This is a genomic window from Streptacidiphilus jiangxiensis, assembly GCF_900109465.1.
GTDB classification, from domain to species: Bacteria; Actinomycetota; Actinomycetes; order Streptomycetales; family Streptomycetaceae; genus Streptacidiphilus; species Streptacidiphilus jiangxiensis.
The window spans coordinates 314242-336668 of the sequence record NZ_FOAZ01000010.1; the positions used below are offsets into that span (position 1 = coordinate 314242).

Sequence of the window (22427 nt, forward strand, 5' to 3'; positions counted from 1 at the left end):
GGGCCACTTAGGTGCAGTGCGTCAGGATCTTTGGTACCGGCTGTACGACTTGTCCAAGGGTTCTCCGCCGTTTCTTCATCGGATCGAGGCTGCGTTTCATCACATCGAGGCAAGGGCCTCGCTGATCGAACGCGCGTCGGTCCATCGGGCGAGGTCCCGCTCGGGGTTCCCGGCCGCGGTCGGCGGGGTGTCGTTGATCAACAGCTGCTCGGCGGCGTGGCGCAGCCCGCCCAGGGCCGCGGCGATCGCGAGCCGGTCCTCGGCGACGACACGACCGGTCCGGACACCCGGGACGGTGGCTCCGACCAGGTCGAGTGTCTGAGCCCAGCGGGCGTCGTCGTAGACGTGCACCGCCAGCACCGGACCGAACAGGTCGGTCTGGAAGAGCTTCTGGCGCGGATCGGTGCCGGTGATCACGGTGGGCTCGACGAACCAACCGATCGCGTCGTCGGTATGGCCGCCGACGACGAGGTCGAGGCTGTGCACCTCGCGGGCGCGGGCGATCGCCCCGGCGATCCGGTCATGGGCGGGCGCGTCGATCACCGCCCCCATGAAGTTGGACACATCGGACACATCTCCCACCGGCAGCGAGCGGACCTCGTCGAGGAAGTCGCCCTTCATCGCCTGCCACACGCTCCGCGGCAGATACGCGCGGGCGACCGCCGAGCAGTCCTGGCCCTGGTACGCGAACGCGCCCCGCACCAGCGCGGCCTTCAGCAGCGCCGGGTCGGCGCTGGGGTGCGCCAGCAGGAAGCCCCGCTCGGCGGTCTCGCCCACCAGGCGTGGACAGGCCGCGTAGCGATCCAGATGCCGGCCCACCTGCAGCCACAGCGCCTGGAACGTCGCCGCCGAGCCGGAGAAGTGGACGCCGGCCAGAGCCGGATGCGCGAGCGCGGCCTCAGCGACGGCCTGCCCGTCCCCGGTCACCATGGTGATCACCCCGGGTGGCAGTCCGGCCGCCTCCAGCACCCGCAGCAGGTGCCAGGCCGACAGCGTCTGCGTCGGCGCCGGCTTCCACACCACCGTGTTGCCCATCAACGCCGGCGCGGTCGGCAGGCGGCCCGCGACAGCAGTGGAGCCGAACGGCGAGATCGCACAGACGAAGCCGGGCAGCGGCCGGTGGTCGGTCCGGCTCCAGACGCCGGGCGCGGACGGCGTCTGCTCGGCCAGGACCCGACGGGCTGCGCGCACGTCCCGACGCCAGGCGTCGACCAGCCCGCCGACCACGTCGGCCTCGGCCTGCTGCGCGGCCTTCGACTGCCCGAGCATCGTCGCCGCCACGACCGTCTCCCGCCACGGCCCGGTCAGCAGCTCCGCCGCCCGCAGGAACACGGCAGCCCGGTCGTCGAAGGAGAGCGACTGCCAGACCGGGGCGGCCTTCAGCGCACCCGCGACCACTGCGTCCACATCCTCGACGGTGGCGTTGCCCAGCACGCCGAGCCGGGCGCTGTGGTGGTGGGGCTGGACGACGGCGATCCGCTCACCGCGACCCAGGCGCCGCACGCCCCCGACGCTCATCGTCAACGGGGTGTCGGCGGCTGCCAGCTCTCTCAGCCGCGCCTCGAGCCGAGCCCGCTCCGGGCTGCCGGGGTGGTGGCGGAGGACCGGTCCGCCCGGTCCGTCCCATCCGTCAATGCGGGCAAAACCGTCGATTTCTGACATACGGTCATCATGCGACCAGCTCCTCCGCCAGGGAGACAGCCTCGGCCAGAGTGTCGGCCACCGGCACCCCTACGCGGGACAGCTCACGCCGCGAACCGGCCCCGCCGGTGTACAGCACCGACCGGACGCCCGCCTCGGCGGCGGCCGCCGCGTCGTCCGGCACATCACCGATCAGCACCGTGCGCGTCGGATCCACCGCCCCGCCCAGCGCGGCGAGATGGCGCACCAGGTACTGCCCCTTGCCCGACGTGCCCGAGGCGCCGTCGCGCCCGTCGACCCGACGGAAGTGCTCGTGGATCCCGAAGCTGCGCACGAGCGGCACCAGCTCCTCGTGCCCGTACATCGACAGCAGCGACTGCGACCGGCCGACCACCGTGAGCAGCTCCAGCGCGCCCGCCGTCAGCCCGCAGGAATCCCGCATCGTCGTGTAGTGGCGGTGGAAGACCGCGTCCATGCGCTCCCACTCCTCGGGCGAGGGCATCCGCCCGAGCCGGTCGGCGTAGCAGTCGATCACGGGTATCCGGTACCACTCGCGGTACTCCTCCACCGTCATCGGCGGCAGGCCGAGCTCGCCGAAGGCGGCGTTGCTCGCGTCGACGACGGCACCGATGTCGTCGAAGAGGGTGCCGTTCCAGTCCCAGACGATGTGAGGTGTACGCATGATGGGGACGCTATCGCGAGGGCCTGACACTCAGGCCAACAGGCCCGGGATCTCCTGCGTCGCGAACCAGAGCAGCTCGTGGTCCTCGGCACCGTCCACGGTGAAGCGGGCGTCCTCGTCCCCCTCGTCCGCCGCGGCCAGCGCGAGCGCGGCGGCGGCGACGTCCTCCAGCACCTCCGCGTCGTCCGCGTCGGCGTGGACGGAGGCGGCCTTCGCCAACTGCAGCGGCTCGTTCAGACGGACGGCCCCGAGGGCGTGCGCCTCCTCGTGCTCCACCTGCACGTTCAGCGTGATCGCGGCGTCCGGCACATCGGCGGCCACGACCACCCGCCGCCGCGGCGCGTCCGTCTCCTCGGCGAGCATCCGCAGGGACGCCTGCGCGGCGCGGACCAGCGCGGCGTACTCCAGCTCCTCGATGTCGTCGCTGAGATACCACTCGCGCAGCGCCGGCGTCACCGCGTACGCCTTGAGCGGCGGCGGCGCGACGGCGCCTTCGGCGTGAGCCTTGGCAAGACCGGTCAAGGTGAGGGGCACGTAGACGCGCATGCGCTCAGGATAAGCGGTCAGCGGCACGCGGCGACGCCGATTGCACAACGTCACCGATTGAGCGACTTCTCGTCGCGCTGTGTGATTGACGCCTGGTCGGGGCTGCCTCTTTCGCGGCAGCTCAGCGGGCCCTTTTCACTCGGATAAGTGATTCTCCTCGAGCCCCGACCGCGGCCGGGGCCTTCCTTGTCCCGGCGGCGCCCTGTCGATAGACGTCTGCCATGACGACGACGCACACCGGCCATGTCCGCATCGGCCGCCTCCACGGTGTCGGCGCCAGGCGCCGGCCGACGCCGTGCACCACGCCCCAGAACCCGCTGGCCCGCGCCTACGCGCAGCGACTGCTGGAGGTCCTCACCGGCAAGCGCCCCCAGGAACAGCTTCTCGCCTTCGCGACGGAGGACGTCTACGACCGCGTCCGGACCCTCCGCGCCCTCGGCTGCCTGCGCTCGGGGGCGCTGCAGCGGGTCTTCGACTCGGCGCCGCGCGAGGACGCCCTGGAGGTCACCGCGCTCTACCAGGTCTCGGGCCGCACCGAGACCCTTGCCTTCCGCCTGGAGTGCCGCGCCCTGCGCCGCAGCCAGAACGCGACATGGCGGTTCACGGCTCTGGAGTCACGCTGGTGACGAGCGCCAGTCACAACACCTCAGGGGCGCGGGGAACTGCGCGACGAGCCACCCTGTGCGGTGGCTCGCCGAACGAGCAGGGCCATCCGCAGGCCGGTGGTTGCTCGCGCAGTTCCTCGCGCCCCTGAGGGCGGAGTGCGACTACTTCTTGCGGCGACGGCCGCCCTTCGCGGCCTTGCGGCGCTCGGCGCGGGTGAGACCGTCGCCGTCCTCGACGTCGTCCTCGAGGTCCGTGGTGATGTCCGTCTCCACGATGCCGTCGGCGGTGTCGATCGTCGGCGCCTTGTAGTGCAGGCGGTCCGGGCGCTGCGGAGCGTCCAGGCCCTTCGCACGGATCTCCGGGGTCGGGACGGCGTCCGCGACCGGAACCTCCTCGACCTGCTGCTCGACCTGGACCTCCAGGTTGAACAGGTAGGAGATCGACTCCTCCTTGATCCCGTCCATCATCGCGCCGAACATGTCGAAGCCCTCACGCTGGTACTCCACCAGCGGGTCGCGCTGCGCGAGCGCGCGCATGCCGATGCCCTCCTGGAGGTAGTCCATCTCGTAGAGGTGCTCACGCCAGCGACGGTCCAGGACCGACAGCACGACCCGGCGCTCCAGCTCGCGCATGACCGTCTCGCCGAGCTGCTCCTCGCGCTCGACGTAGCGGGTGTGCACGTCCTCCTTGACCGCCTCGGACAGGGAGTCCGCGGTCGCGTTGCTGCGGTCGCCGTTCTCGTCCTCGAAGTCCTCGGTCTTGAGGGCGATCGGGTAGAGCTGGCCCAGCGCCTGCCAGAGCTTCTCCCAGTCCCACTCCTCCGCGAAGCCGTCCTCCGTCGCGTCCTTGACGTACGCGTCGACGGTGTCGTCGATGAAGTGGTCGATCTGCTCGTGCAGGTCCTCGCCCTCGAGCACGCGGCGGCGCTCGCCGTAGATGACCTCGCGCTGCCGGTTGAGGACCTCGTCGTACTTGAGGACGTTCTTGCGGATCTCGAAGTTCTGCTGCTCGACCTGGGTCTGCGCGGAGGCGATCGCGCGCGTCACCATCTTCGACTCGATCGGCACGTCCTCCGGCACGTTGGCCATGGACAGGACGCGCTCGACCATGCCGGCCTTGAACAGGCGCATCAGGTCGTCGCCCAGCGACAGGTAGAAGCGGGACTCGCCCGGGTCGCCCTGACGGCCGGAACGACCGCGCAGCTGGTTGTCGATGCGGCGGGACTCGTGGCGCTCGGTGCCCAGCACGTAGAGGCCGCCCAGGTCCTGGACCTCCTCCTGCTCGGCCTTGACGGCCTCCTTGGCCTTGTCCAGGGCGGAGCCCCACGCGGCCTCGTACTCCTCCGGGGTGTCCACCGGGGAGAGCCCGCGCTGCGCCAGCTCGGCCGCGGCCAGGTGCTCGGGGTTGCCGCCGAGCATGATGTCGGTACCACGACCGGCCATGTTGGTGGCCACGGTCACGGAGCCCTTGCGGCCGGCCTGCGCGACGACGAGCGCCTCGCGCTCGTGGTTCTTGGCGTTGAGCACCTCGTGCGGGACGCCGCGCTTGCGCAGCTCCTGCGAGAGGTACTCGGACTTCTCGACCGAGGTGGTGCCGACCAGGACCGGCTGGCCCTTCTCGTGGCGCACCACGATGTCCTCGACCACGGCGGCGAACTTGGCCGGCTCGGACTTGTAGATCAGGTCCGGCTGGTCGATGCGCAGCGGCGTCTTGTTGGTCGGGATCGGGACCACACCGAGCTTGTAGATCTGGTGGAACTCCGCGGCCTCGGTGGTCGCGGTACCGGTCATGCCGGAGAGCTTGGTGTAGAGGCGGAAGAAGTTCTGCAGGGTGATGGTGGCCAGGGTCTGGTTCTCGTTCTGGACCTCCACCCCCTCCTTGGCCTCGATCGCCTGGTGCATGCCCTCGTTGTAGCGACGACCGGCGAGGATACGGCCGGTGTGCTCGTCGACGATCATGACTTCGCCGTTCATGACGACGTAGTCCTTGTCCGCCTTGTAGAGCTCCTTCGCCTTGATGGCGTTGTTCAGGAACCCGACCAGCGGGGTGTTGGTGACGTCGTAGAGGTTCTCGATGCCGAGATAGTCCTCGACCCGGGTGACACCGGCCTCCAGGATGCCGACGGTGCGCTTCTTCTCGTCGACCTCGTAGTCGCGGTCGATCTTGAGACGCTGCACCATCTTGGCGAAGTCGCCGTACCACTTGGTGGCGGCGTCGGCCGGGCCGGAGATGATCAGCGGGGTACGGGCCTCGTCGATGAGGATCGAGTCGACCTCGTCCACGACGGCGAAGTTGTGACCGCGCTGCACCAGCTCGTCCTTCGACCACGCCATGTTGTCGCGCAGGTAGTCGAAGCCGAACTCGTTGTTGGTGCCGTAGGTGATGTCGCACGCGTACTGCGCGCGGCGCTCGGCCGGCGACATGTTCGCCAGGATGCAGCCGACCTCCAGGCCGAGGAAGCGGTGCACCCGGCCCATCCACTCCGAGTCACGCTCGGCGAGGTAGTCGTTGGTCGTGATCAGGTGCACGCCCTTGCCGGCCAGCGCGTTCAGGTACGTGGGGAGCGTGCCGACGAGGGTCTTGCCCTCACCGGTGCGCATCTCGGCGACGTACCCGAGGTGGAGCGCGGCGCCACCCATGATCTGCACGTCGTAGTGACGCTGGCCCAGGGTGCGCTTGGCGGCCTCGCGCACGGTGGCGAAGGCCTCGGGGAGGATGTCGTCCAGCGTCTCGCCGTCGGCCAGGCGCTCCCGGAACTCGTCGGTCAGCGCGCGGAGCTCGGCGTCGGTGAGGTTGACGAAGTCCTCTTCGATCGAGTTGACCTGGTCTGCGATCTTGGAGAGCTTGCGAAGGATCTTCCCCTCGCCTGCACGCAGGATCTTGTCGAAGACGGACACGTGGGCTGGCTCCTTGCCTGGATGGACCGGGCGACTGTATCGGGCACCTTGCTCGCGGTGGTAACGAATAGGCCACCGCGAGCCCATCGTATGCGAGGAGCCCGTGCTGTCGGGAGGTCCGTCAGCACGGGGCATGGTGTCGTCCACGCGAGTGGCATTCTTTTTCCGCCGACAGTATCCGAAAACGGACAGTGGGAATTTCCTTCGAGCGGAGTCGGACTGCCCTCAGCACGTCTCCCGCCACGCGTCCAGTTCCAGATGCTTGCGGATCGCGCTGATTCCCAGGCGCCTCGTCCGTTCGCAGAAGCCGGCGGTCGACACCGCGTATTCCGCGTCGAAGACCGGTTTGCCCGCCGCGACGAACGCGCTCAGCACCGCGCAGGTGTTCTGCTCGGCGCACTGCTCGTCGACGCCGAAGTCGAACTCCGGCTGGAGTTCCGCGACCTGGTCGAAGTCGTTCTTCAACCCCACGGCCAGGCCCCGCCGGTGCGCGAGCCGCGCGACCGTGCGGTCGAAGGCGAGCTGGTCGGCGGAGGTGAGCGGGAAACCGGTGTCGTTCGTGTAGCCGTCCACGTTGTCCGGCTCCACCCCGTCGAAGCCCTTCGCCTTGCAGGTATCGAGCCGGTGCGCGAGCAGCGGAGTCAGCAGGTCCAGCCGCCGGATGTCCAACCACCTCTCGTCCGGCCACCCGTCGAGGGCCTTGCCGAGCAACACCTTCGGGTAGTTTCCGGCGTCCGCCCGATACGGCTCCCAGGATCCGGCGTTGACATAGCAGATGGCCCGCCGTCCCGCCCGGTGCAACGCGGCGACCACGGCCGCCGGGTTGTCCTCGGAGTCGACGTCGTAGACGTCGGCGACGACGGAGGTGTCGACGGGCGTCGTCAGCTGCCACTGCCAGCTGAGCCCTGCTCTCGGCCGCCACCATCCGCCGGCGGAGGCGGAGTCGCCGGCCCGCGTCGTGGGGGTGGCACCGGCCGAGGGCGCGACCGATGCCGCGACGGACGACACCGACGACACCGGGGAGGCGACGGACGACGCCGGGGCGACGGCACTGTGCCCGCCCCCCGCGCTGCCGCAGGCGGCGAGAACCAGGACGGTCCCCACCACCGCGCCCACCCTCCACCACGCGCCCGCGCGCGGCTCGGCCGCACGGCCCCGACGCGCCATGGTCGGCGCCCAGGCCCTGGCCGCCCCGGCGCCCGCCCCCGCGGCCGGAGCTCCATTCGCAGCCGGGCCTCCGCTCGCGGCCGGCGGGCCTCCACTCGCGGACACCGGCTCCGGGCTCGGGCATGCCGTCCTTGTGGTCCCGTCAGCCATGCCCTGCCCCCGACTCCTCTTCCTCACCGGTGAACCCCGTTCCCCCGACGCCCCGTCACCGGTGGCGCGTCGCCGTCGTGACGGCGAGGGCCGCGAGCGCACACAGCGCCGCCGCCGCGGCGACGCTGACTCCGACCTGGGCCGTTCCCGGGGCGACGCCCGCCACGCGGGCGGCGACCAGGGCGACGGCGGCGACGCAGACGCCCAGCGTGGCACGGGGGAGGAGGCCGAGGGACTGGAGCAGCTGCGCGCTCCAGATCGCGGCCGCCAGGGCCGCCAGGCCGGGGACGCCCGGCCCGGTCGACCCCGGCCAGACCTGCTCGGCGAGCCAGGCGAGACCGGCGACCAGCAGCACGTAGCCGCCGAGACAGCGCGCGAGCGCCCCCAGGACCAGGCCGCGGAACTCCCCGGCCGCGCCTGCCCGGCCGAGCGCCAGTTCCGTCGTCGCGCGGCAGCGGGCGAGGAACCACTCGGCGCCGCCCATGCTCAGCGTCAGCGCGACCGTGGCGGGACCGATCCGGGCCAGCGTCAGCACCGCCACCGCAAGGCCGAACGCGCCGGCCTGCGCAGCCCCGCTCCACTCCCTCGGCCGGACCGTGACCTCCGCGCCGACCGCCGGGCGGTCGCGCTCGCCCGCCCACGACGCCGGGCCGCCGGTCCCGCGCCAGCCGGCCCGTACCGCCAGCGCCAGCGAGAGCAGCACCAGCACCGGACCGAGCGCGCCGGGCGGCCCGGGAAGGCCGGTCGGTCGGGCGACCAGAAGCCAAGCCGCACCGAGGGCGACCGGGGCCAACGCAGCCGCGAGGGCGCGTTCGCCGCCGAGCACCAGTAACGCCGTGGCGGACGCGAAGTACAGCGCCTGACCGACAGCGAACCCGACAGCGGCTGCCGTGGCGCCCGTCAGCGGCGCCACGACCCCGGCCACGACGAGGCACAGCACGACGCCCGCCACTCCGCCGCGCGCCATCGAAGCGGCCGCACCCTCGCGGTCGCCCCGACCGAGCCGGACATAGCCGAGATGGGCGACGGCCTGGCTCCAACTCCAGCTGAACAACAGGGCGGAACCGGCGCACCACAGCCCACCGCTGGGGGGCGCGGCCAGCACGAACGCCAGGCCCGGTAACGCGAAGAGGACCCCGCGCAACGCGCTGCGCGACACCGGCACGCCCCACGCCGAGGCGCGCGAGCCGCGGCGCAGCCGAGCCCGCACCCGCCTGGGCAGGCCCTCCGCACGCGGTCGGGCCGCCTCCGGGTGCGCACGGCGGAACAACTCCTCACCCAACTCGAAGGCGTCCCTGCGGCCGTAGCGCTGCTGTATCTGCCGGTCGGTCAGGCCCTCGGCCTCGATCGCGGCGACGAGCTCCCACGCGTGGACCGCTCCGGCCGCGACGGGCGCGAAGCGCGCCGCGATCTCCTCGGCCGGGTCGTCGGCGACGACCGCCGGCAGTGGAGCCGGTACGGGATCCCAGCGCAGACCCCGCACCAGCTCGACGAACCCGCTCACGCGGCCACCCCGTCGACGTCGAGCCCGGCCTCCGCCATGACCGCGTCGGTGTCGTGCGCGGTGCCGTGAGCGGTGTCGTGTGCGGTGCCGTGAGCGGTGGCCGAGGGCGCCGCCGGCTCCGAGGCCGAGCCCGGACCGGCCGCCGAGGACCCGCCGGTACCGGCCGAGGTGCACTGCTCCGGCCCGCGCTGGCGCGGCAGGACCGCCCTCGGCCCGGTCACGACTGCTTCGGCACCCGCAGCCGCACCCTTGCCCGTACCCGCAGCCGTGCCCGCACCCGCCAACTCCGTGTACAGCCCGTGGAACTCGGCGACCGTCCGCTCGACCGTGAAATGCTCGACCACCCGCCGTCGTGCCGCCGCGCCCAGGCGAGCGCGCTGCCAGGGATCGCGCAGCAGGGTGAGCGCCGCCGCCGCCAGGGCCTCGGGCTCGCGCGGGGGGACGACCAGGCCGGTGTCCGCAACCGCCTCCCGCACGCCGCCCACGTCCGTGGAGACCGTGGCGCGCCCGCAGGCCATCGCCTCGATGAGGCTGAACGGGAAGCCCTCGGAGATGCTGGACAGCAGCACCACCGACCCCGCGGCGTAGGCGTCCTTGACCGCGTCGATGCGGCCCTCGAAGGCGACGGCCCCGGTGACGTCGAGCTCCGCCGCGAGAGCGTCGAGGCGGGCGCGGTACTCCTCGCCCCCGGCGGGGACACCACCGAAGAGCCGTAGCCGCACCTGCGGCAGCTCGGCCCGGACCAGCGCGAACGCGCGCAGCAGCGTCTCCAGGTCCTTGATCGGATCGATCCGCCCGGCCCAGCTGAGGGTCAGCTCCTCGGGTTCCGGGCCGGCGAGCGGGAACTGCCGGAGGTCCACGCCGTTGTAGACGGTGCGGATGCGCTCCGGGTCGCAGCCGCCCCGCTCCTCCCAGCGCCGGTTGTAGCGGTTGCAGGGCGCGACCACGTCCGCGCTGCGGTAGCTCTCCGTCGCGAGCATTCGGTAGAAGCCGAGCAACAGCGTCTTCACCGGACGGGAGAACGGCGCGCTGCGGAAGCTCAGGAAGCGTTCGCGCAGGTAGATGCCGTGCTCGGAGAGGAGCAGCGGCACCCCGTGGAAGCGCCGGGCGGCCAGCGCCGGCAGGGCGGCCAGCCCGCCGGTCGCGACGTGCGCGACGCCGCGCGCGGGAGGCTGCACCGCGAGCGGGCGCAGTGCGTGCTCCAGCAGGTCCGTGCCCTCCAGCGCGTCGCGCAGGGTGGGCTGGTCCGCGCTGGTGGGGAGGAACGGCAGTCGCCACACGCCCTGGAGCGAGCGCAGCGCTCCCTCGGTGCGCAGGGCCGCTGTCAACGAGCCACCGGTCAGCGCGAATTCTGAGAGCTCGTAGAGCTCGTCGGCGAAGTGGTGCTCGAAGTCGGGGTCGAGCAGCGAGAGCAGGAAGCGCTCGTAGCCGGCGAGGAAGCGGCGCAACGCTCGCCCGCGCGGGGCCCGGCCCTCCGGGGCCGGGCCCCACATGGGCACCGAGCTGACCGAGGCGATCTGCCGCGGTAACGGCCAGACGACCGGCTCCTCCCCGGTGCCGGTGATCCCCAGGACATGGAAGCGGACATCGGGCATCCCTTGGACCAGTTGGTCGCACCAGGTGCTGACGCCGCCGTGGATGTACGGATAGGTGCCCTCCGTCAGCAAGGTGACCTCCAGCGGCCCCGGGCTGGTCCTGTGGGCGCTGTTCATACGGGCTCGGCCCCCCTCGGGCGGTTCGCGGCAGGCAGGGCCCGGGAGATCGCCCCCCGGACCCTGATCTGCGATTCTGCGATGTGGGACGTTACTTCCCGCTGTGCGGCAGGTGTGCCACACCGGACGGCGTGAGCGGGACCTGCCGCGCGACCGAGGCCGGCTGGTAGGGCTTGACCGTGGACGGGGCGACCGCCGTGGCCGTCTTCGTGGTCGTGGCGGTGGTCTGCGCGGCGGCCGGCGTGCCGGCGGCGTTGAGGGTCAACGTGACCGCGCTCTGCAGCAGCTTGGGCGTGAGCCAGCCGGAGAGCTCGCCGGCGTAGGCCGTGCCGGCGGGGGTGGAGACGAGGCCGAGCAGGCCCGGCTGCACCGTGCCGGTCGGCATGGTCACCGGCACCTGGACGCCGGCGGGCGCCTGGACGGTGACCGTGCTGCCCACGCGGTAGGCGGTGACGTTCCCGGCCGCCACGGCGGACTGCCAGGTGGAACGCTGCTGGAGCTCCGCGCCGATGGCGGACTCGCGCAGGTTCACCATCGGGGTGTTGCTCGCCATCAACTGCCCGTACGTCGCGAACAGGCTGTTCAGCACCGGGTAGAGGATGCGGTCCTCGGAGAGGTTGGACTGGTGGGCGTAGTGCGGATCCGGGTTGTCGCCGAGGATGTGGCCCAGGTCGATCCGGGACTCCAGCGGGACGACGTAGCTGCTGTAGCCGGTGGACGCGTCCAGCGGTGCGGGCAGGCAGGTGGTCGTCGCCGGGTTGGCGGTGCAGATGCCGCTGCCGCCCTGGGCGCCGGCGGTGTAGAGCCAGTTGTACTCGTCCACCTCGTCGGCGACCTTGCCGGCGTTGTAGTAGACGTTCATCGGGAAGCGCGGCACGGTCAGCGTGCTGCCGCCGACGGCCCGCTGGTCGGGCTCGCGCGAGTGGTCGCTGCCCGTCCACTTCACGCCCTCGGCGGCCAGCGCCGGAGCGAGGTTGGGGTTGTCGACGGGCTGCTGCGGCAGGGTCTTCAGGCCGGAGTGCTCACCGGTGACCAGCTCGCTGGAGTCGATGGAGAGCCCGTGCCGGGCGGCCCAGGCGACGTTGTTGCCGATCGCGTCCTCGATGGTCTGCTGGTCGACCCACTGGGTGGCGCCGCTCGCGTCCGTGGTGCAGGACCACGGGACGGTGGTGGTGTTCTGCACGCAGCCCAGGAACGGGTGGTCGTAGGTGTGGTCGACCCAGCGGAACGAGGACTTGTTCTGCAGCAGGGAGTCGGTCAGCGGGTCGTCGACGGTGCCGTTCTGGGTGGCGTCGTCGCTGCCGCCGCCATTGAAGAGGAAGTCGAACGTGAAGTTGTTCGCCTTCTCCCACTGCTGGGCGTAGGTGACGTCGGCCGGCGTCATCCGGATCTCGGAGGCGGCCGGGGTGCCCTGACAGGCGGAGGCCGCGTCGCCCGGCGTGCACTTGGCCGTGGAGCTCCACCGGTCGTCGGGGAGGAACACGTCGTCGATGTGCATGGCGAAGTAGTTGCGGTCGTAGCCGAGGTGGATGCCCTGGGTCATCCAGTCGACGATGCCGCGGGCCAGCAGCCGGTACTGCTGCTGGTACTGGTTGTAGGCGAAGGTGAGCACCAGCTCGGAGACGCCGCTGTGGTCGTACTCCCCGGCCAGCACGCCCTGCGCGCCGCCGCCGTTCGGGATCGGCATGGTGACCAGCGGGGTGAACGAGGCGCCCGCCGCCTGGGTGGCCAGCGGGGTGGCCAGGTAGCCGTAGCTCTCGACCACGTTCGGGTCGTTGTCCTCGAAGGGGACGCTGCCCTTGAGATAGCGGAAGGAGCCGCCGAGGCCGGCCGAGGTGACGGTGCCCTGCATGCCGTCCAGGGCGCCGATGTAGCCCGGGTTGGCCGCCCAGTTGAGGCCGACGGCGGGCTGCGCGTAGGTGTAGGCGTCGACCTGGCGGACACCGAACTGCGCCTCGTAGCTCTGCAGCGCCGTCATCTCGGCCGAACCCGCGGGGAACGGCGCGTTGTTGGGCAGCACCACGGCCTGGTACCGGGCCTCCGCGCGGCCGGCCGAGTCGGTGCCGCTGAGGAAGGCGGCGTTGATCACCGGGCGGCTCGCGTCGCTCAGACTCACCCGCGTGTAGGGCGTGCCGGTAAGGTCCAGCTCGTTGACGATGGCGGCCACGGACGGCCCGCCGTCGTCGACCACGAGCACCTTGAGGTCGATCCGCTGCGCGCTGCTCGCGGCCTGCGCCCCGACTGCCGGCGCGGCACACGCCAGCAGTCCCGCCGCGACGAACGCGGCGGCCCATCGGGTCCTGCGACCCATGTCGTCCCCTCCCGAGCGCGGGCAGCACTGACCGCACGCGCCAAGAAATAGAAAGAAATCACCGAAGAATGAGGAATCCCCGTAAGCCCCCACAGGGCAGCTCCATCAGCTGCGTGACCAGGCTAGGAGCGGGGTCCGTCGGGAACGGCGCTCATCGAATTTATCCACTCCTGGGCGTGAGATTCGGGACGCTCGTTTGATTCGACTCACTCGATCAGGCGAGCGGTGTCAGTGGGGCCGCCTAGGCTTCGAAGCGTGACGACTGAGCTCTCGAACGACGAGGCCCGCCGGATCGCGCTGCGGGCCCAGGGGTTTCTCGGCGCGCCCGACCGCCGGGGCGGTGTGCGCGGGATGCTGCGCCGGCTCGGCTCCGTGCAGCTGGACACGATCTCGGTGCTGGCCCGCTCGCACGAGCTGATCCCCTACGCCCGTCTCGGCGCGGTCGGTCGGGAGGCGGTGGAGACGGCGTACTGGAGCGGCAACCGCTCCTTCGAGTACTGGTCCCACGCCGCCTGCGTGCTGCCGGTCGAGGAGTGGCCGCTGTTCGCCTTCCGCCGCCGCGCCTTCGAGCAGCGCGGCCACCGCTGGCACCGGATGGAGGACGCCGAGCGTTCCTGTGCCGAGGTCGTCGCCAAGCTGCGCGGGGAGGGCCCGCTCACCACCAAGGAGCTGGGCGGCGCCAAGAAGGGCGGCGAGTGGTGGGACTGGTCCGAGTCCAAGATCGCCGTCGAGTGGCTGCTCGACACCGGTGTCGTGGTCTGCATGGAGCGCCGCGGCTGGCGCCGCGTCTACGCGCTGGCCGAGCAGGCCGTGCCGGCCGAGCTGCTGGCCGCCGAGCCGGACGACGAGGCCTGCCTGCGGCAGTTGGTCCTCCAGTCCGGCCGGGCCCTGGGCGTGGCTACGGCGAGGGATCTGGCGGACTACCACCGGCTCAAGGCGGAGCAGGTCAGCGCGGCCCTGCCGGGCTCGGGCCTGGTGCCGGTCCGGGTGGCCGGCTGGGGACGCAACGGCTCGGGCGCCACGGACGCCTCGGGCACAAGGAACGGCTCGAACGGTGAGCCGGTGCAGGCCTGGGCCGACCCGGCCGCCCTCGCCGCCTTCGAGGCGCAGCCGCGCGGGCGGCACCGCACCACCCTGCTCTCCCCGTTCGACTCCCTGATCTGGGACCGTGCCCGCACCGAGCGCGTCTTCGGGTTCACCCACCGCCTGGAGGCCTACACCCCCAAGCACAAGCGGGTGCACGGCTACTTCACCATGCCGCTGCTGGCGGGCGGGCAGCTGGTCGGCCGGGTGGATCCGGCGCGCGAGGGCACCACACTGGTGGCGCGTCAGGTCTCCCTCACCACGCCCAAGGCCGTTCCGGCGCTCGCCGAGGCGCTGCTCGAGGCGGCCACCTGGGTCGGCTGCTCCTCGGTCCGCGTCGAGCAGCTCCACGACGAGGCGCTGCGCGCCCCGCTGGAGAAGCTGCTCGCCGGTTGAGCCGGATCAGCCTATTTCGAGGATCTTCTCCCGCATCGCGTAGACCACGGCCTCCATGCGGGAGTGGAGCTGGAGCTTCTCCAGGATGTTGCGGACGTGGTTCTTCACGGTGTTCTCGCTGATGAAGAGCTGCTTGGCGATGTCCCGGTTGTTGAGCCCGGTGGCCACCAGCTTCAGCACCTCCATCTCACGGTCCGTCAGCCGGGGCGCGGGCAGCAGATCCTGCTGGTCCGTCCGCTTCTGGATCATCGATTTGAACTCCGTGAGCAGCTTGGCCGCCATGGAGGGGCTGATCTGCGACTGACCGTCCGCGACGGCGCGGATCGCGGTGGCCACCTCGTCCGTGGAGATCTCCTTCAGCAGGTAGCCGGTGGCGCCCGCCTTGATCGCCTCGTAGAGGTCGGCCTCCTCGTCGCTGATGGTCAGCATGATGATCTTCGTGCTGGGTGCGACCTCCTTGATGGCCGTGCACGCCTCGATGCCGCCACGACGCGGCATCCGCACGTCCATCAGGATGATGTCGGGCAGCAGGTCGGCGGCCTTCTCCACGGCCTCGGCGCCGTCTCCGGCCTCGCCGACGACGGCGATGTCCTCCTCCTGGGCAAGGACGATCTCCAGTCCGCGCCGGAACAGCGCGTGGTCGTCCACGACCAGTACCCGGATCGGCTCCACCATCCGGTCCCTCCCCCTCGGTGGGCGGCTGTCAGCGACATGATTCCACGCTTCGCGCGGGTCGCGATCACGCACCCGAAGAGGGTTCCCCCGGAAGTGTGCCGGAGGAACCCTCGTCGCTGTGACGTTCAGGCCGTCAGGCCGGCCGTCACTCCTCGACCTTCAGGTGGATCACACCGTAGTCGTAGGCGTGGCGCCGGTAGACCACGCTCGGCTGGAGCGTGTCGGAGTCCACGAACAGGTAGAAGTCGTGGCCGACCAGCTCCATCTCGTAGAGCGCCTGGTCCAACGCCATCGGGGCGGCGGGGTGGGTCTTCTCGCGGACCACCAGCGGCCCGTCACCCTCCACTGCCACGGATCCCTGCATCGTCCTCTTGGGCGGGCTCAGCTCCTCGGGCGTTGCCTGCCCCGGCGTGTCCGACAGCGCGGCGGTCGCCTCGGCGACGCTCATCGGCGACCGCGGCCCCTTGCTGACCCGCCGCCGGTCCGCGGCCTTGCGCAGCTGGGCGTCCAGCTTCGCCGAGGCGAGGTCCAGGGCGGAGTACGGGTCGGAGGAGCTGGCCTCCGCCCGGATGATCGGGCCACGGCTGCGGAGGGTGATCTCCACCTGGTCGGCGTGGTCGGACTGGCGCGGGTTGTGTTCCTTCGACAGCTCCACGTCGACACTGATCACCTTGCCGTCGAGCTTGTTGATCCGCTCGAGCTTCTCGGCGACGTGCCTGCGGAACCGCTCAGGAACCTCGGTCTTGCGACCCTTGACGACGATGTCCACGCAGAACTCCGATCCTTCGCGCTTCATGCCCACGGACCGTTAAGTCCGCAAGGCCCGTCGAGTACGCAGCCCCACCCGCTCGGGGTCGGGCGGAACCGCCGCTCTGTCCCCTTCATCCCCAGTGGGAACGGTGGGAACCCCATGGAACAACGGTTCCCTGGGTTTCGCCTGTCCGACACGGGGCCGAAGTCCCGGGGTCGGAGGGCCATAGGTCCTGACGTCCAAATTCGCCGGGCAGGCGGTGCTTGTACAGCCCCCGCGCGGCCACGGCCCCCGTTCGGATGAACGTCACGTGAACGGCCCTCGTCATCGGGGCGGTCGGGGCACTCTTGGCACTCCTTCCGTGTGTATCTCCGACCGTAACTCCATCTCCGTGGGGAGGCGCCGTGGAGCGGTCACCGATTCGCGCGCTCGACGCCGTACTGGACCTGCTGCTGCCCACCGTCTGCGTCGGCTGTGGCAGCCCGAACGCGCAGCTCTGCCCGCCCTGCCGGGCCCTTCTCGAGGACGCCGACCCCAGCCTGGCCAGGCCCGGCCACCCACCGCCGGGCCTGCCGGAGATCTACGCCGCGCTGCCCTACGGCGGCGCCGTGCGGCAGGCTCTGCTCGCCCACAAGGAGCGTGGAGCACTGCGGCTCGCGCCGCCGCTGGGGCGCGCCCTCGCGCGCGCCGTTCACGCCGCCGTGCCGCTGGCTTCCGCACCGCGTCGGCGCGACACGCCACCGCTGCTGCTCGTCCCCATGCCCTCGACGGCGTCCGCGACCCGCGCCCGGGGCCACGACCCGACGGTCCGCCTCGCCCGTGCAGCCACGGCCGCCCTGCGCGCCCGGGGCGTCCCCGCACGCGTCGTCCCCGCGTTGCGCCACGCCCGCGCGGTCGCCGACCAGGCCGGCCTCGACGCGGCTGCGCGCCGACGCAACCTCGCCGGCGCGCTCCGCGTCACCCGTGGCAGCGCCGTCCTGCGCACCGGCCATGTCGTGGTGGTCGACGACCTCGTGACCACTGGCGCGAGCCTGGCGGAGGCCACCCGCGCCCTGTCCGAATCCGGCGTCGACGTCCTCGCCGCCGCGGTCGTCGCGGCGGCGTGAGCCACCCGGGCCGACCGGCAGGCTGAGCAGCGACCGATCAGGCGCTGCTCAGCCACTGCTCATCCGCGGCTCAACCCGGGAATCGCACACCGCTCCCCTTGCTGGAGGCGTCGCGTGTGATCGCGTCCCAGCGGAAGAACTGGAGCTGGGAGGCGAAGATCTCCTGGTCCGGGCTGTTGGCCGTCGCGAACAGCCAGTCGCCAGGATCGCCCGGCAGTGCCGTCACGTCGATCACACCGTTCAGCGCCTGGATCGCGCCCAGTGAGGACGGTGAGTCGTCGATCTCGACGGGGATCACACTCGTGGTGCCCGACTGCTGGCCCACGACCACCAGGGCATCGCCGTCCTGCCACGAGAGCGACGAGATCGAGCTGATCCCGACCGCCGTCGTGCGCAGATCCTGCACCGAGAACGCGACCGCGGGGTGGTTCAGGTCGTCCCCGCCCCCGATGCGCGCCACTCGCCCGATCTGCACCGCCGTCTGCCCGTCGGCCGTCCGCTCCAGCAGCGCGATCCGCGCACCGTCCGGTGCCACCCGCACCTGCTCGATCGTGGCCCCGCCCGGCAGGTCCGGGATGTCCACCGACACCACCTGTCCGTCGGTCACCGCACGCAGCGGCTTGCCCCCGGGCTCGGAGTCGACGAACCAGAGCGTGCCAGTCCCGTCGAAGCTCGGCGAGGACAGCGCTCGGGCGACTGAACTGCGCAGGACCGCCGCCGTCGGCTCACTGGTCTGCCGCAGTCCGCTCAGGTAGAGGGAACGGCCGTCCTGGGAGACGGAGGCCACCGCGCCGTCACCGCGCGGCGAGACGGCGAACTCCCCGATCGCGACACCGGCCGGGACCAGCCTGCCCGGGACCCCGTCCACCGTGGAGCCCCCCGGAGTGGCACCCGACGCAGTCGGCGTCACGCTCTTGAGCTGGTGGTCCGGGCTCAGGAAGTAGGCGGTCGCGGGGACCCGTACCGGGTTGTACTGACCCTCGGACTCGGCGGTGCACACGGCCGAGCCGCCCTTGTCCTGGTAGAGCGCCACCGACGTCGGCGACTGGCCCTGCACCTGCACGCCGCCGCCCTGCACCTGGCTCAGCGTGGTGTAGAGCTGCGCCGCCATGGTCAGGCAGGCCTTGTGGCTCCAGTCGCCGCCCGAGCCCAGCGACAGGTACACCTTGGCCTGCGCGTTGGTGCTGTCGACCACGACCTTGGCCCCCGGCGTGAACCCCGGGTTCACCGCCGGCTGGAGCCACGTGCTCGGCCCGTTCAACAGCTGCTGCGCCGCCGTCTGCAAGGGGTTGTCCACCCGGGCGCGGATGAAGACGGGATCCGCCACGAGCGGGCTCACACCGCCGCCGGTCTGCCCGGCCACCGCGGGGTAGTACAGGTTGACCGAGGCGTATATGCGCTGGAAGTCCCGCACGCTGGTGAGCACGGTGGACGGCGGGTCCACGATGCGCCACTGGCCCTTGTCGTTCTTCCTGAAGTGGAAGTCCACGCTGAAGAACGGGGTCAGCGGGGTGGCCGTGTACGAGCCGTGCGGGTCCAGCGCGGCGACCTGGTTCCCGGTGACCGTGATCGAGCAGGTCTTCTGCTGGGCGCAGCTCGCCGGGACCGGCGGGACGTTCGGTGTGTTCTGCAGCACCGTCACCGCTCCGGACGGCTTCCAGCTGGGGTCGCTCAGGTACTGCCGGGCGGTCCGGTAGTCGGCCTGGTCACTGCCGAGGGCGTCGAGATAGCCGTGCAGCAGCTGGTCGGGGGACTCCCCCTCGGCCGGCGGGACCGGGATCAGCTCCACGCGGGTGTTCTGGGTGCTGCCCGCGTCGGTCGGGCCGAGAGCCACCGGCCCGTTGCCGGGCATCGTGGCGCACCCCGCCAGGCCCAGGACGGCACCGGTGAGCGCGACAGCGCGCAGCCCGCGGCGCCGCGTCAGCTCAGAGCTCTTCACGCGTTCCCTCACCGTCGTCGTCCACGTCCTGCGGATCTGCGGGCCGCTCGTCCGTGCGGGTCGTCGCCGTGCCGGGCACGACCACCTGGGCGCCACCGGTACCGAAGCCGCCCCCGAGCCCGGAGACGGAGCCCAGGTCCGCGGGGTTGCTGCCGGGAGTGCCGTGGACGGGGCCTGGCAGGGCCGGGATGACCGAACCGTAGCCGAGCACCCCGCCGAGCCCCGGGCCGAGGCTCGGCTGCGCGGCCGCCTGCTCCGCCTCCATGGCCGGCAGCGCCGTCGCTCCGGCGGGCCGGGCCCGCCGATACGGGCTGCCGGAGACGTCCAGGCCGAGGTTGCCGCGCGAGTCCTCCGGCTCCAACGGGATCGGCGAACGGCTGATCTCCGTGCCCGCATTGCGCGGCACGGTCAGCCGGAACTGCGAACCGCCACCCGGCTCGCCCCAGGCGTGCAGCCAGCCGCCGTGCAAGGCGGCGTCCTCCAGGGCGATCGACAGGCCGAGACCGGTCCCGCCCGTCGTCCGCGCACGGGCCGGGTCGGCCCGCCAGAACCGGTTGAAGACACGCGCCGCCTCGCCGGGCTTGAGCCCGATGCCGTGGTCGCGCACCGCGACCGCGACGGCGCCGTCACCGGCCGCCATCAGGACCTCGATGTCACGGCCCTCGCCGTGCTCCAGCGCGTTGACGACCAGGTTGCGCAGGATGCGCTCGATCCGGCGCGGATCGCACTCGGCCACGACCGGCTCGTCGGCGCCGATGACCCGCACCGCGCTGCCCTTCCGCTCGGCCAGCGGGCCGGCCCCGTCGATGACCCTGCCGACGACCTCGCGCAGGTCCGTCGGCTCGGAGTCCAGGATCGCGGCGCCCGCGTCGAAGCGGCTGATCTCCAGCAGGTCCGCGAGCAGCGACTCGAAGCGGTCCAGCTGGTTCTGCAGCAGCTCCGCAGAACGCACCGCCATCGGGTCGTCGAAGTCCTCCCGCGCCTCGTAGAGCAGGTCGGCGGCCATCCGGACCGTGGTGAGCGGCGTACGCAGCTCGTGCGAGACGTCCGACACGAAGCGACGCTGGACCCGGGAAAGCTCCTCCAGCTGGCGGATCTGCGCCTGCAGCGCACCGGCCATCCGGTTGAACGATTCTCCGAGGCGGGTGATGTCGTCCGTCCCGGAGACCTTCATCCGCTCCTCGAGCCGGCCGGAGGCCAGCTGCTCGGAGATCTCGGCAGCCATCCGCAGCGGCGTGACCACCTGGCGCACCACCAGCCACGAGATCGCGCCGAGCAGGATCACCACGAACACCCCGGCCGTGGCCAGCGTGCCGGTGACCAGGTTCAGCGTGCTGGTCTCCTGCGCGAACGGGAACACGTAGTAGAGCTGGTAGGCGCCTCCGGTCGAGGCACCTCCGCCCGTCGCGTCGGTGCCGACGCTGCTGGGCAGGGTGATCTGCTCGCCGATCACCACGCCGGACTGGCTCTGCGTCCCGTTGAGGTAGGTGACCGTGGTGAACGCGCCCTCGGGGCTGCCCACGTTCGCCGCGACGCGCAGCTGCAGATCCGCCGGGATCGTGGCCGTGGGGTCGACCCCGCCCGTGGTCGGCATGGCCCGGGAGGACGTGTTGGTGGTGCTGCTGCTGGGCGGGAGCATCCCGACGACGGAATAGGACCCCGCGCCGCTCTGAGCCAGCGTCTTGACCTGGTCGATCATGACCGCGCCGACGTCAGGGGCGGTGTCCGCTCCGGACGCCGCGCCACCGCCTGCCTGCGGGGACGTCGCGGTTCCGGTCTTGTGTGTCAGCGTGCCGAGGTCGCCCGCCGCCGTCTTGGCGGCCGCGAAGCCGCTCTCGGCCTGGGTCTGCGCCGACTGCATCTTGGTCTGCAGCAGCCCGTTGCGGACCTGGTTCATCACGACGACGCCGAGCAGCAGCACCACGCCGAGCGAGAGCACGAGCGTCATCGCCACGACACGGAGCTGGATCGAACGCCGGTACAGCCCGACGGCACGCCGGAAGGGCCGGCGCAGTTGCCGTCCCAGAGCGCTCAGGAACGGCTGCTGGCTCGCCTTGGTGGACCGCGTGTCCTGCACGGTCGACCGCCCGCCGTCCGGGTCGGGCAGGGCGGCGGGGGTCTGACCGCTCATCTCAGTTCGGACCCGCCTTGTAGCCCACGCCGCGGACCGTCACCACGATCTCCGGACGCTCCGGGTCCCGCTCGATCTTCGACCGCAGGCGCTGCACGTGGACGTTGACCAGGCGGGTGTCGGCGGCGTGGCGGTAGCCCCACACCTGCTCCAGCAGCACCTCACGGGTGAACACCTGCCACGGCTTCCGGGCCAGCGCGACGAGGAGGTCGAACTCCAGCGGCGTCAGCGGAATGCTGCGCCCGTCCCGCTTCACGGAGTGGCCGGCCACGTCGATGACCAGGTCACCGATGGTCAGCTGCTCCGGGCTCGGCTCCTCCGCGCGGCGCAGACGCGCACGCACGCGAGCAACGAGCTCCTTCGGCTTGAACGGCTTGGTCATGTAGTCGTCGGCGCCGGACTCCAGCCCGACGACGACATCCACGGTGTCGGTCTTCGCGGTCAGCATGACGATCGGCACGCCGGACTCGGCACGGATCTGACGGCAGACGTCGATCCCGTCCCTGCCGGGCAGCATCAGGTCCAGGAGGACGAGATCGGGCTTGACCTCACGGAAGACAGCGAGAGCCTTGTCGCCGTCCGCGACGAAGCTCGGCTCGAACCCCTCTCCACGCAGCACGATGCCAAGCATCTCGGCCAGAGCAGTGTCGTCATCGACGATCAGGACGCGTCCCTTCATGGTGTCCATGGTCGCAGATCCGAAACGTGACCCGGGCCACAGTCGGCGAGACTTCCGCCACAACCTGCCGGAACGCAGCAAGGCCCCCCTGACGTGACGTCAGGGGGGCCTTGATCAAAATTTGTTCGGCGGCGTCCTACTCTCCCACAGGGTCCCCCCTGCAGTACCATCGGCGCTGTGAGGCTTAGCTTCCGGGTTCGGAATGTAACCGGGCGTTTCCCTCACGCTATGACCACCGAAACACGATGAGATCATGCGATAGTCGCTGTCTCAGAACAGCACAGTGGACGCGTAGCAGCTATGGACAAGCCCTCGGCCTATTAGTACCGGTCAGCTCCACCCCTCACAGGGCTTCCACATCCGGCCTATCAACCCAGTCGTCTACTGGGAGCCTTACCCCATCAAGTGGGTGGGAGTACTCATCTCGAAGCAGGCTTCCCGCTTAGATGCT

At 71.4% G+C, this 22427-nt stretch carries 16 protein-coding genes and 2 rRNA genes; 3 read left to right on the plus strand and 15 right to left on the minus strand.

All coding sequences use genetic code 11. The annotated features are described in order from the left end of the window. Nucleotides 1-99: 99 nt before the first annotated feature. The 3 genes from BMY61_RS21095 to BMY61_RS21105 are packed head-to-tail and all read right to left on the minus strand — an operon-like array spanning nucleotide 100 to nucleotide 2869. Nucleotides 100-1662, minus strand: a complete 1563-nt coding sequence (locus BMY61_RS21095; RefSeq protein WP_042459826.1) for an aldehyde dehydrogenase family protein — start codon at nucleotides 1660-1662, stop codon at nucleotides 100-102. Nucleotides 1663-1669: 7 nt separating this feature from the next. Next, complete coding sequence (locus BMY61_RS21100; protein ID WP_042459824.1) at nucleotides 1670-2323, minus strand: HAD family hydrolase; 654 nt, start codon at nucleotides 2321-2323, stop codon at nucleotides 1670-1672. Nucleotides 2324-2353: 30 nt separating this feature from the next. Continuing rightward, on the minus strand, nucleotides 2354-2869 hold the full coding sequence (locus BMY61_RS21105) for a DUF6912 family protein (protein WP_042459821.1): 516 nt from the start codon (nucleotides 2867-2869) through the stop codon (nucleotides 2354-2356). A 221-nt stretch (nucleotides 2870-3090) separates the two neighbouring features. On the opposite strand from BMY61_RS21105, the gene BMY61_RS21110 reads away from it, so the two are divergent. After that, a complete protein-coding gene (locus tag BMY61_RS21110; RefSeq protein WP_042459818.1) occupies nucleotides 3091-3495 on the plus strand; it encodes an Rv3235 family protein in 405 nt (134 codons plus the stop codon). A 141-nt stretch (nucleotides 3496-3636) separates the two neighbouring features. Here the strand turns inward: BMY61_RS21110 and secA are convergent, their stop codons facing one another. The 5 genes from secA to BMY61_RS21135 all read right to left on the minus strand — a co-directional run bounded on the left by secA (nucleotide 3637) and on the right by BMY61_RS21135 (nucleotide 13216). Continuing rightward, nucleotides 3637-6372 (minus strand): preprotein translocase subunit SecA, encoded by a 2736-nt coding sequence (gene secA, locus BMY61_RS21115; RefSeq protein ID WP_042459816.1) that lies wholly within the window; start codon nucleotides 6370-6372, stop codon nucleotides 3637-3639. Between the two features lie 225 nt (nucleotides 6373-6597). Further along, a complete protein-coding gene (locus BMY61_RS21120; protein ID WP_236656655.1) occupies nucleotides 6598-7479 on the minus strand; it encodes an endo alpha-1,4 polygalactosaminidase in 882 nt (293 codons plus the stop codon). A gap of 265 nt (nucleotides 7480-7744) precedes the next feature. Beyond that, the gene (locus tag BMY61_RS21125) at nucleotides 7745-9193 is read right to left on the minus strand and encodes a hypothetical protein (protein WP_052439503.1); all 1449 of its coding nucleotides are present in this window, start codon (nucleotides 9191-9193) and stop codon (nucleotides 7745-7747) included. After that, a complete protein-coding gene (gene pelF, locus BMY61_RS21130; RefSeq protein ID WP_063773404.1) occupies nucleotides 9190-10905 on the minus strand; it encodes a GT4 family glycosyltransferase PelF in 1716 nt (571 codons plus the stop codon). Before pelF ends, BMY61_RS21125 begins: the two co-directional genes overlap by 4 nt. Nucleotides 10906-10996: 91 nt before the next feature. Next, nucleotides 10997-13216, minus strand: a complete 2220-nt coding sequence (locus BMY61_RS21135; protein ID WP_042459813.1) for a hypothetical protein — start codon at nucleotides 13214-13216, stop codon at nucleotides 10997-10999. Nucleotides 13217-13471: 255 nt separating this feature from the next. Here BMY61_RS21135 and BMY61_RS21140 point away from each other — a divergent pair, with 255 nt between their 5' ends. Next, nucleotides 13472-14695, plus strand: coding sequence for a winged helix-turn-helix domain-containing protein (locus BMY61_RS21140; RefSeq protein WP_042459810.1), 1224 nt, complete (start codon nucleotides 13472-13474; stop codon nucleotides 14693-14695). 6 nt (nucleotides 14696-14701) lie between these two features. Here the strand turns inward: BMY61_RS21140 and BMY61_RS21145 are convergent, their stop codons facing one another. Both BMY61_RS21145 and hpf read right to left on the minus strand, forming a co-directional pair. Next, nucleotides 14702-15370: a response regulator gene (locus BMY61_RS21145; RefSeq protein ID WP_236656654.1), complete on the minus strand. Its 669-nt coding sequence runs from the start codon at nucleotides 15368-15370 to the stop codon at nucleotides 14702-14704. A gap of 145 nt (nucleotides 15371-15515) precedes the next feature. Further along, nucleotides 15516-16139, minus strand: a complete 624-nt coding sequence (gene hpf / locus BMY61_RS21150) for a ribosome hibernation-promoting factor, HPF/YfiA family (RefSeq protein ID WP_370117263.1) — start codon at nucleotides 16137-16139, stop codon at nucleotides 15516-15518. Between the two features lie 386 nt (nucleotides 16140-16525). Here hpf and BMY61_RS21155 point away from each other — a divergent pair, with 386 nt between their 5' ends. After that, nucleotides 16526-17227 carry a ComF family protein gene (locus tag BMY61_RS21155; protein ID WP_082015650.1) on the plus strand — a complete coding sequence of 234 codons (702 nt, stop codon included), beginning with the start codon at nucleotides 16526-16528 and terminating at the stop codon, nucleotides 17225-17227. Between the two features lie 70 nt (nucleotides 17228-17297). On the opposite strand, the gene BMY61_RS21160 is transcribed toward BMY61_RS21155, so the two are convergent. From BMY61_RS21160 to BMY61_RS21180, 5 genes are all read right to left on the minus strand, one after another. Then, nucleotides 17298-19166, minus strand: coding sequence for an LpqB family beta-propeller domain-containing protein (locus BMY61_RS21160; protein ID WP_042459802.1), 1869 nt, complete (start codon nucleotides 19164-19166; stop codon nucleotides 17298-17300). Next, nucleotides 19153-21297, minus strand: coding sequence for an MtrAB system histidine kinase MtrB (mtrB, locus tag BMY61_RS21165; protein WP_052439502.1), 2145 nt, complete (start codon nucleotides 21295-21297; stop codon nucleotides 19153-19155). The genes BMY61_RS21160 and mtrB overlap by 14 nt, the downstream gene beginning before the upstream one ends. Nucleotide 21298: 1 nt before the next feature. Further along, on the minus strand, nucleotides 21299-21976 hold the full coding sequence (gene mtrA / locus BMY61_RS21170; RefSeq protein ID WP_042389953.1) for an MtrAB system response regulator MtrA: 678 nt from the start codon (nucleotides 21974-21976) through the stop codon (nucleotides 21299-21301). 123 nt (nucleotides 21977-22099) lie between these two features. Further along, nucleotides 22100-22216: ribosomal RNA gene (rrf, locus tag BMY61_RS21175) — 5S ribosomal RNA — on the minus strand. Nucleotides 22217-22276: 60 nt separating this feature from the next. Next, a 23S ribosomal RNA gene (locus BMY61_RS21180) occupies nucleotides 22277-22427 on the minus strand; the annotation flags it as partial.

Coding starts and splice junctions, on each gene's coding strand:
- pelF (WP_063773404.1), bottom strand. CDS start 10,905: ATGAACAGCGCCCACAGGACCAGCCCGGGGCCGCTGGAGGTCACCTTG.
- BMY61_RS21095 (WP_042459826.1), bottom strand. CDS start 1,662: ATGTCAGAAATCGACGGTTTTGCCCGCATTGACGGATGGGACGGACCG.
- BMY61_RS21105 (WP_042459821.1), bottom strand. CDS start 2,869: ATGCGCGTCTACGTGCCCCTCACCTTGACCGGTCTTGCCAAGGCTCAC.
- BMY61_RS21100 (WP_042459824.1), bottom strand. CDS start 2,323: ATGCGTACACCTCACATCGTCTGGGACTGGAACGGCACCCTCTTCGAC.
- BMY61_RS21110 (WP_042459818.1), top strand. CDS start 3,091: ATGACGACGACGCACACCGGCCATGTCCGCATCGGCCGCCTCCACGGT.
- mtrA (WP_042389953.1), bottom strand. CDS start 21,976: ATGAAGGGACGCGTCCTGATCGTCGATGACGACACTGCTCTGGCCGAG.
- BMY61_RS21145 (WP_236656654.1), bottom strand. CDS start 15,370: ATGGTGGAGCCGATCCGGGTACTGGTCGTGGACGACCACGCGCTGTTC.
- BMY61_RS21135 (WP_042459813.1), bottom strand. CDS start 13,216: ATGGGTCGCAGGACCCGATGGGCCGCCGCGTTCGTCGCGGCGGGACTG.
- mtrB (WP_052439502.1), bottom strand. CDS start 21,297: ATGAGCGGTCAGACCCCCGCCGCCCTGCCCGACCCGGACGGCGGGCGG.